Annotated in this window: 7 protein-coding genes and 2 pseudogenes; 5 read left to right on the forward strand and 4 right to left on the reverse strand. The window is 70.8% G+C overall.

Annotated elements, in window-relative coordinates; translation table 11 throughout:
• Window positions 1-113 (reverse strand): 2-oxo acid dehydrogenase subunit E2 (locus CCN56_RS45705; RefSeq protein ID WP_373412810.1); only part of this gene is annotated, 113 nt, incomplete at its 3' end.
• A gap of 55 nt (window positions 114-168) precedes the next feature.
• On the opposite strand from CCN56_RS45705, the pseudogene CCN56_RS02725 reads away from it, so the two are divergent.
• The 4 genes and pseudogenes from CCN56_RS02725 to CCN56_RS02740 form a co-directional block, all read left to right on the forward strand.
• Window positions 169-984 (forward strand): annotated as a pseudogene (locus CCN56_RS02725) (2-oxo acid dehydrogenase subunit E2); the annotation flags it as partial.
• Window positions 985-1,104: 120 nt separating this feature from the next.
• Window positions 1,105-1,728 (forward strand): GntR family transcriptional regulator, encoded by a 624-nt coding sequence (locus tag CCN56_RS02730; protein WP_086823045.1) that lies wholly within the window; start codon window positions 1,105-1,107, stop codon window positions 1,726-1,728.
• 301 nt (window positions 1,729-2,029) lie between these two features.
• The gene (gene aceE / locus CCN56_RS02735; protein WP_086823048.1) at window positions 2,030-4,735 is read left to right on the forward strand and encodes a pyruvate dehydrogenase (acetyl-transferring), homodimeric type; all 2,706 of its coding nucleotides are present in this window, start codon (window positions 2,030-2,032) and stop codon (window positions 4,733-4,735) included.
• 86 nt (window positions 4,736-4,821) lie between these two features.
• Window positions 4,822-5,784, forward strand: coding sequence for a YafY family protein (locus CCN56_RS02740; protein ID WP_086823056.1), 963 nt, complete (start codon window positions 4,822-4,824; stop codon window positions 5,782-5,784).
• A gap of 71 nt (window positions 5,785-5,855) precedes the next feature.
• Here the strand turns inward: CCN56_RS02740 and CCN56_RS02745 are convergent, their stop codons facing one another.
• Window positions 5,856-6,776, reverse strand: a complete 921-nt coding sequence (locus CCN56_RS02745) for an SDR family oxidoreductase (protein WP_086823058.1) — start codon at window positions 6,774-6,776, stop codon at window positions 5,856-5,858.
• A gap of 110 nt (window positions 6,777-6,886) precedes the next feature.
• On the opposite strand from CCN56_RS02745, the gene CCN56_RS02750 reads away from it, so the two are divergent.
• Window positions 6,887-7,408 carry a DUF4240 domain-containing protein gene (locus tag CCN56_RS02750; protein ID WP_086823051.1) on the forward strand — a complete coding sequence of 174 codons (522 nt, stop codon included), beginning with the start codon at window positions 6,887-6,889 and terminating at the stop codon, window positions 7,406-7,408.
• Window positions 7,409-7,462: 54 nt separating this feature from the next.
• Here the strand turns inward: CCN56_RS02750 and CCN56_RS02755 are convergent, their stop codons facing one another.
• Window positions 7,463-8,296 carry an SDR family NAD(P)-dependent oxidoreductase gene (locus CCN56_RS02755; RefSeq protein WP_086823053.1) on the reverse strand — a complete coding sequence of 278 codons (834 nt, stop codon included), beginning with the start codon at window positions 8,294-8,296 and terminating at the stop codon, window positions 7,463-7,465.
• A pseudogene (locus tag CCN56_RS02760) lies at window positions 8,296-8,642 on the reverse strand (SDR family NAD(P)-dependent oxidoreductase); the annotation flags it as partial. The pseudogene CCN56_RS02760 and the gene CCN56_RS02755, both read right to left, overlap by 1 nt.

Genomic DNA, 8,642 nt, shown 5'->3' on the forward strand with positions numbered 1-8,642 from the left:
GCGCGCAGCTTCATCAGCTTGGTGATGTCGACCTCGACGACCGAGGACAGCTGGGCCTGGCCGTGCAGCGCCTTCATCATGTTGTCGCCGATGACCTTGCGCATGCGGGTCATCTTGACCGTCTGGCCACGCAGCGGGGAGGCCTCCAGGGCGGGGGCCTTCGGCGCGGCGGCGGCCGGAGCGGCGGCAGGGGCGGCAGCGGCGGCCTTCTTGGCCTCGGCGGCCGCCGCCGCGCCGAAGGCCCCCGCCCTGGAGGCCTCCCCGCTGCGTGGCCAGACGGTCAAGATGACCCGCATGCGCAAGGTCATCGGCGACAACATGATGAAGGCGCTGCACGGCCAGGCCCAGCTGTCCTCGGTCGTCGAGGTCGACATCACCAAGCTGATGAAGCTGCGCGCCCGCGCCAAGGACGCGTTCGCCGCCCGTGAGGGCGTCAAGCTCTCCCCGATGCCGTTCTTCGTGAAGGCGGCGGCCCAGGCGCTGAAGGCCCACCCGGTCATCAACGCCCGGATCAACGAGGACGAGGGCACCATCACGTACTTCGACTCGGAGAACATCGGCATCGCCGTGGACTCCGAGAAGGGTCTGATGACGCCGGTCATCAAGGGTGCGGGCGACCTGAACATCGCCGGCATCTCCAAGGCCACGGCCGAGCTGGCCGGCAAGGTCCGCGCCAGCAAGATCACGCCGGACGAGCTGTCCGGTGCGACCTTCACCATCAGCAACACCGGCTCGCGCGGTGCGCTGTTCGACACGATCATCGTCCCGCCGAACCAGGTCGCCATCCTGGGCATCGGCGCCACGGTCAAGCGTCCGGCCGTCATCGAGACCGCCGAGGGCACCGTCATCGGCGTCCGCGACATGACCTACCTGACGCTCTCCTACGACCACCGTCTGGTGGACGGCGCCGACGCCGCCCGCTACCTGACGGCCGTCAAGGCGATCCTGGAGGCCGGCGAGTTCGAGGTCGACCTCGGTCTGTAAGGCACGCTGCCGATAAGGCAACGTAACGAGCCTCACCTGCGGCGCCCCCGCCCGGAAGTGTTTCCGGACGGGGGCGCCGCCGTATTGTCTAAGGGTCAACACTCCCCGAGGAGCCGCTTCATGACCGTCCCCGTCGTCCACTCGCTGCGCGAGCAGATCCGCGAGCACATCGTGGAGGGGATCGTCAGCGGGCGCTGGAAGCCGGGCGAGCGCATCGTGGAGCGCCGGATCGCGACCGAGCTGGAGGTCTCCCAGACCCCGGTCCGCGAGGCGCTGCGCGAGCTGGAGTCGCTGCGGCTGATCGAGTCCGCGCCCAACAAGGGCGTCCGGGTCCGCAACCTCACCGCGGCCGACCTGGAGGAGAGCTACCCCGTACGCGCCGGTCTGGAGCAGATCGCGGCCGAGCTGGCGGCCGGGCGGCTCGCGGCCGACTGCTCGGCCCTGGAGCCGCACGTGACGGCCCTGTACGAGGCGGACGCGGCCATGGACGGGACGGCGCAGGTGCGGCACACGGTGGCCTTCCACCGGGAGCTGGTGAAGGCGGCCGGGAACGGCGTCCTGCTGCACACCTGGGAGACGCTCGGCATCGAGGTCTTCACGGCCCTGTCGATCCGCTGGCTCGGCACGGTCCAGAAGTCGTACGCGGAGGAGCACCAGGAGCTCGTGGAGGCCTTCCGGCGGGGCGACCCGAACATCGGTGCCCTGGTGAAGGCGCACGTCCTGGGCTGCGCACCGCGAGCCTGAACCACGGCTGTACGCACAGTGAGCGGGTCCGCCCTCCGGCGGGCCCGCTCATCCGTGCGCGCGCACCCTCATACAACCAGCCTCACCTGCGAAAACAGGACAGAAAACAAGGCACCGGGTGCCCTTTTCCTTGGCACCCTGTGCCGACTTTCTCGATCCGAAGAGGTTTTCGCCTTCAACCCTTTGATCGATCATCGATCGCCGGTTTACAGTCTTCGGCGGGCCGTCACCCGGCCCGTCGCCCTGTCCTGCCAGACAAGGCCCCCTTATCTCCACCCCACCTGTCCGGAAGGCGGCGATCATGACCGATCCCGTAGGCAAGATTCCGAGCGAGCTCGACCAGCTCCCGGACCGTGACACCGAGGAGACCGCCGAGTGGGCGGCCTCCCTGGACGCCGTCACCAAGGCCGCCGGCCCCCACCGGGCCGCCTACCTGATGCGTCGTACCCTCCAGCACGCCGAGGGCGCGGGCCTGGCCCTGCCCAAGCTCCTGGAGACGGACTACGTCAACACCATCCCCACCTCCGCCGAGCCCTCGATCACCGAGTTCGGCGGCGACGAGGAGATGGAGCGGAAGATCACCGCGTGGAACCGCTGGAACGCGGCCGCGATGGTCACCCGCGGCTCCAAGCACGGCGTCGGCGGCCACATCGCCACCTTCGCCTCCGCGGCCTGGCTCTACGAGACCGGCTTCAACCACTTCTTCAAGGGCAAGGAAGCCGACGGTTCCGGCGACCAGCTCTACATCCAGGGCCACGCCTCCCCCGGCATCTACGCCCGCGCCTTCCTCGACGGGCGCCTGAACGAGGCCCACCTCGACAACTTCCGGCAGGAGTCCGGCGGCAACGGCCTGCCCTCCTACCCGCACCCGCGCCGCCTCCCCTGGCTGTGGGAGTTCCCCACCGTCTCCATGGGCCTGGGCCCGCTCTCCGCGATCTACCAGGCGCGCTTCAACCGCTACCTGACCAACCGCTCCATCAAGGACGTCTCCGCCTCGCACGTGTGGGCGTTCCTCGGTGACGGCGAGATGGACGAGCCCGAGTCGACCGCGGCCCTCGCCCTGGCGGCCCGCGAGGGTCTGGACAACCTGACCTTCGTCATCAACTGCAACCTGCAGCGCCTCGACGGCCCGGTCCGCGCCAACTTCAAGATCGTGCAGGAGCTGGAGGCCCAGTTCCGCGGCGCCGGCTGGAACGTCGTGAAGTCGCTGTGGGGCAACGCCTGGGACGAGCTGTTCGCGCTCGACACCACCGGCGCCCTGGTCCGCCGCCTCCGCGAGGTGCCGGACGCACAGGTCCAGACGTACCAGACCCGCGACGCCGCCTACATCCGCCAGGACTTCTTCGGCAAGGACCCGGCGCTCGTCGCGATGGCGCAGCTGCTGTCCGACGACAAGATCCTCGAGTGCTTCCACCTCTCCCGCGGCGGCCACGAGCCGCGCAAGGTGTACGCCGCGTACAAGGCCGCCCTGGAGTTCAAGGGCGCGCCGACGGTCATCCTCGCGCAGACCGTCAAGGGCTTCACCCTGGGTGAGGGCTTCGCGTCGAAGAACGCGAACCACCAGATGAAGAAGCTGACGACGGACGAGTTCAAGAACATGCGTGACCTTCTTGAGCTGCCGATCTCGGACGCGCAGTTCGTCGACGGCGTGGTCCCCTACGGCCACCCGGGCGCCGACTCCCCCGAGGTCCGCTACCTCCAGGAGCGCCGCGCGGCCCTCGGCGGCCCGGCCCCGGCCCGCCGCACCCACGCGCTCGCCCCGCTGCCGGCCCCGGCCGACAAGGCGTTCGCCGCCTTCGACAAGGGCTCCGGCTCGCAGTCGATGGCCACGACGATGGCGTTCGTGCGACTGATCAAGGACCTGATCCGCGACAAGGAGACCGGCAAGCGCTGGGTCCCGATCGTCCCGGACGAGGCCCGTACCTTCGGTATGGAGAGCCTCTTCCCCTCCCTCGGCATCTACTCGCCGAAGGGCCAGACGTACGAGCCGGTCGACCGCGACCAGCTGATGTACTACAAGGAGGCCAAGAACGGCCAGATCCTCAACGAGGGGATCACCGAGGCCGGTTCGATGGCCGACTTCATCGCCGCTTCCACCGCGTACTCCACGCACGGCGAGGCGATGATCCCGTTCTACATCTTCTACTCGATGTTCGGCTGGCAGCGGACCGCCGACCAGATGTGGCAGCTCGGCGACCAGCTCGGCCGCGGCTTCCTCGTCGGCGCGACGGCCGGTCGCACGACCCTGACCGGTGAGGGCCTCCAGCACGCCGACGGCCACTCCCCCGTCATCGCGGCCACGAACCCGGCGGCGCTGACGTACGACCCGGCGTTCGCGTACGAGGTCGCGGCCATCGTCAAGGAGGGTCTGCGCCGGATGTACGGCGAGGCCGCCGAGGGCGAGGACCAGAACGTCTTCTACTACCTCACCGTCTACAACGAGCCGATGCCGCAGCCGGCCAAGCCGTCCGGCATCGACGAGGGCATCATCAAGGGCCTCTACCGCTTCAACACGGCCGAGTCGGCCGGCCTGGAGCTGCCTGCGAACGCCTCCCGCATCCAGCTCCTGTCCTCCGGCACGGCCATCCACTGGGCCCTGGAGGCGCAGAAGCTGCTCGCCGCCGAGTGGGGCGTGGCCGCCGACGTGTGGTCCGCGACCTCCTGGACCGAGCTGCGCCGCGACGCGCTGGAGGCCGACGCGGCCCTCCTGCGCGGCGAGGAGCAGGTGCCGTACATCCGCAAGGCGCTCGAGGGCATCGACTCCCCGGTCCTCGCGGTCTCCGACTACATGCGCCAGGTCCCCGACCAGATCGCGCAGTGGGTCGAGCAGGACTACAGCTCGCTGGGCGCCGACGGCTTCGGCCTCTCGGACACCCGTGAGGCGGCCCGCCGCCACTTCGGCGTCGACGCCCAGTCGATCGTCGTCGCGGCCCTGGCCCAGCTGGCCCGCCGCGGCGAGGTCCAGGCCTCGGCCGTGAAGGAGGCGCGCGAGCGCTACGGCCTGTAAGGCCTCCCATCCGTCCGAGGGGCCGCATCCGTACGCACATACGGAGGCGGCCCCTCGGCACACGCACGTACGGCACTCTGGTGGGCATGCGTGCCGCCCGCCTCATCAAGATGGTCCTGCTCCTCCAGTCCCGCCCGTCGATGACGGCGGCCGAACTCGCCGCCGAGCTCGAGGTGTCGGAGCGGACCGTCACCCGTGACGCCCTCGCCCTCTCCGAGGCGGGGGTTCCGGTGTACGCGGACCGGGGCAGGGCCGGCGGCTACCGGCTCGTCGGCGGGTACCGCACGCGGCTCACGGGCCTGGAGCGCGGCGAGGCGGAGGCGCTGTTCCTGTCGGGACTGCCGGGCGCGCTGCGGGACATGGGGCTCGCGGACGCGGCCTCCTCGGCCCGGCTGAAGGTCAGCGCGGCCCTGCTGCCCTCGCTGCGCGACGCCCCCGTCTCGGCGGCGCGGCGCTTCCACCTGGACGCCCCGGGCTGGTACCAGGAGCCGGAGACCCCGGAGCTGCTCGCGCCGGTGGCGGAGGCGGTGTGGGACGACCGGTGGGTGTCGGCCCGCTACCGGCGCGGGGACGGCGAGGAGGTGGAGCGGGAGCTCGAACCGTACGGCCTCGTCCTGAAGGCGGGCGTCTGGTACGTGTGCGCGCGTTCGGGTTCCTCCTTCCGTACGTACCGGGTGGACCGGTTCACGGCGGTGGCCGTGGGCGAGGAGCGGTTCGACCGGGACCCGGACTTCGACCTGCCCGTCTTCTGGGAGGAGCGGGCGGCGGAGTTCGCCCGGTCGATCCTGCGCGCCGAGATCGTCGTGCGGCTGACGGAGGCGGGGGCGCGCAGGCTGCCGTACGTGACGGACCGTGCCGCGGCCGAGGAGGCGCTCGCGGCGGGGGTCGCCGGAGGGGGACGGGTGACCGTGGCGCTCCGGGTGGAGAGCGAGGAGGTCGCCTTCGGCCAGCTGCTCGGTCTCGGCCCGGAGGCGGAGGTCCTCGCCCCGGCCGCGCTCCGGGAGCGGTTCGCGGAGGCGGCCCGGGGCATGGCGGAGCTCTACCGGTAGCCGGCACGGCGTGGCCCGACCGGCCCTCTGCTCGGCATGGCTCTGCCGGTCGTCGGCCGGCCCGGTCCGCTCTAGCGGTACTCCTCCACGTTCGGCTTCCCGATCTCGCCCGCGACGATGAAGCCCCAGGCGTCGGGCCGTGAGCCGTCCGCGTCCGTGAAGCCGTACTGCTTCGCCAGCTCGCCGCTCGACAGTGACTGTCCGGTCCAGCGGTTCCGGCCGGGGTCGGCGGCGAGGGCGGCGACGGCCCGGCCGACGTACACCGGGGACTCGGAGATGGCGAAGTCGGGGAGCTTCTCGGTGGCGTCGCGCCAGTTCTCCTCGGTGACGCCGAAGCCGGCGAGCATCTGCTCCGACCTGAGCCAGCCGGGGGTGACGGCGACGGCCGTCCCGCCGTACTCCTCCAGTTCCTTCGCGAGGCCGAAGGCCATCCGGATCGGGGCGTTCTTGGCGAGGTCGTAGAAGAGGTTCTCGCGGAAGCGGGTGCCGTTGTACGCGGCGGTGCCGTCGGTGACCTCGACGACGAGCCCGCCGGGGTTGCGGGTGAGCAGCGGCAGGACCGCGTGGGAAGTGATGACGTGCGTCTTCACGCCGAGTTCGAGCATCCTCAGGCCGCCGGCGAGGTCCATCTCCCAGGTCTTCTTGCCGAAGGTGACCAGGTGCTCGCCGCCCCACACGTCGTTGACGAGGACGTCGAGCCGGCCCTGCTCGCGGTCGATCCGGTCGACGAGGGCCCGGACCCGGTCGGGTTCCAGATGGTCGGTGGGGACGGCGATGCCCTCGCCGCCGGCGGCCGTCACCAGTTCGGCGGTCTCCTCGATGGTCTCCGTGGCACGGCCGACCTCGCTGAGCTTCTCGCGGGTGGTGCGGCCCGTGACGTAGACGGTGGCTCCGGCGGCGCCGAGCTGGACGGCGATGGCCCGTCCGGCGCCCCGGGTGGCTCCGGCGACCAGGCAGATCCGTCCGCGCAGGGGTGTGGTTTCAGTCGTCATGATCACCAGGCTGACAGGAAAAGACGACATCTCCTGTCAGGATTCCGTCCGGATTCATTTCGGGCTTTCCGGGTGCGTCGGACTCCGCGAGCCACGATGCTGGTGCCGTGATGGACGAGACCGAGTTCTGGGAGCTGATCGACGCCACCCGCGAGGAAGCCGAGGGCGACCCCGAGGAGCAGGCCGATCTGCTCGTGGAGCGGCTGACCCGGCTTGACCCCGACTCGGTGCTGGACTACGCGCGCCATTTCGAGGCCCGCTTCAACCGCGCGTACCTCTGGGATCTGTGGGGTGCCGCGGCCGTGCTCTTCGACGGGGCGGGCGAGGAGACCTTCGACTCGTTCCGCTGCTGGCTGATCGGCCAGGGCCGGGAGGTCTACGAGGGGGGCGTGCACGATCCGGACGCGCTGGCGGAGCTGCTCGGCGACTTCGACGTGGAGATCGACGGGGACGGTGAGGAGATCGGCTTCGCGGCGGACGAGGCGTACGAGGCGCTGACCGGCGCCGAGACCCCCGATCTGGGCATCCCGATGCCGGGCGGGGAGCCGCTCGGCACCCCCTTCGACCTGGAGGACGACGACGTGCTCGCGGCCCGCTTCCCCCGTCTGTGGGAGCGCTTCGGGACGGCGTAGACAGGAAGAAGGAGCCCGGGGGCGTGGAGGGCGGACTCCACGCCCCCGGGAGTCTCAGCCCAGCTGGAGCCGGGGGTTCTCCTGCCCGAGGATCATGTCCGTCCTGGGCTGGAGTGCCGGGAAGAGCTGCTCGGGCTGCGGGATCGCCCAGTACTTGCCCTCCGCGACCATCTCGAAGACCCGCTCGGCGTGCTCCTCGGGCGTGAGCCCGTGCTCGTCGGCCATGGCCTGCAGCTGGTCGCCGAAGGCCGCGATCTCCGGCGGGGCGGTCTCGCCGGGCCTGGCGGCCCTGAAGATCTCGCTCTTGACCGAGCCGGGCGTCACGACGGACACCTGGATCGGGGCGCCCTTCATCCGCATCTCGTAGTACAGCGACTCGGTGAGGGCGAGCGTGCCGAACTTGGTGACGCTGTACGGGGCCATCAGCGGGCTCGGCAGCATGCCGCCGATCGACGAGACGTTGACCACCCAGGCCTTCTCGCCGCGCTCCAGCATGCGCGGGACGAAGGCCCGGATGCCGTTGACGTAGCCGCCGATGTTGACCCGGAGCATGGCGTCCCAGCGCTCGGCCGGGATCTCCCAGGAGTAGCCCATGGCCATGATCCCGGCGTTGTTGACGAGCAGGTCGACGGCGCCGTGGCGGGTGTACGCGGTGTCGGCGAGGGCCTCGACGGAGGCGGGCTCGGAGACGTCGGTGACGACGGCGGTGACCTCGGCGCCGGTGGCGGACAGCTCGCCCGCGAACTCGGCGAGCCGTTCGGCGGCGATGTCGGCGAGGACCAGCTTCATGCCGAGCCCGGCGGCGTGCCGGGCGAGGCCGGCACCGATGCCGGAGGAGGCACCGGTGATGACGGCCGTACGGCCGGAGAAGACCTCGGCGGCGGTCATCAGAAGTGGGTCCCGCCGTCGATGCGGACCTCGGTGCCGGTGATGAACCTGCCGTCCTCGGAGGCGAGCANNGCCCTGGGACTGCTTGGAGGCGCCGGAGCCGTCGGTCATGCCGGAGGAGATGGAGCCGGGCTGGACGGCGGTGAAGCGGATGCCCTGCTTGGCGTACTCGGAGGCCAGCGCGTGGGTCATGGACTGGATGCCGCCCTTGCTGGCCGCGTAGGCCGCCATGTAGGGGTGGGCGAACATCGCGGAGGTGGAGGAGAAGTTCACGACGGCGGAGTCGTTGCCCTCCAGGAGCGCCGGGATCGACTCGCGGATCATGAGGAAGGTGCCGGTGAGGTTG

Source organism: Streptomyces sp. NRRL B-24572, assembly GCF_002156145.1.
Classification (GTDB): domain Bacteria; phylum Actinomycetota; class Actinomycetes; order Streptomycetales; family Streptomycetaceae; genus Streptomyces; species Streptomyces vietnamensis.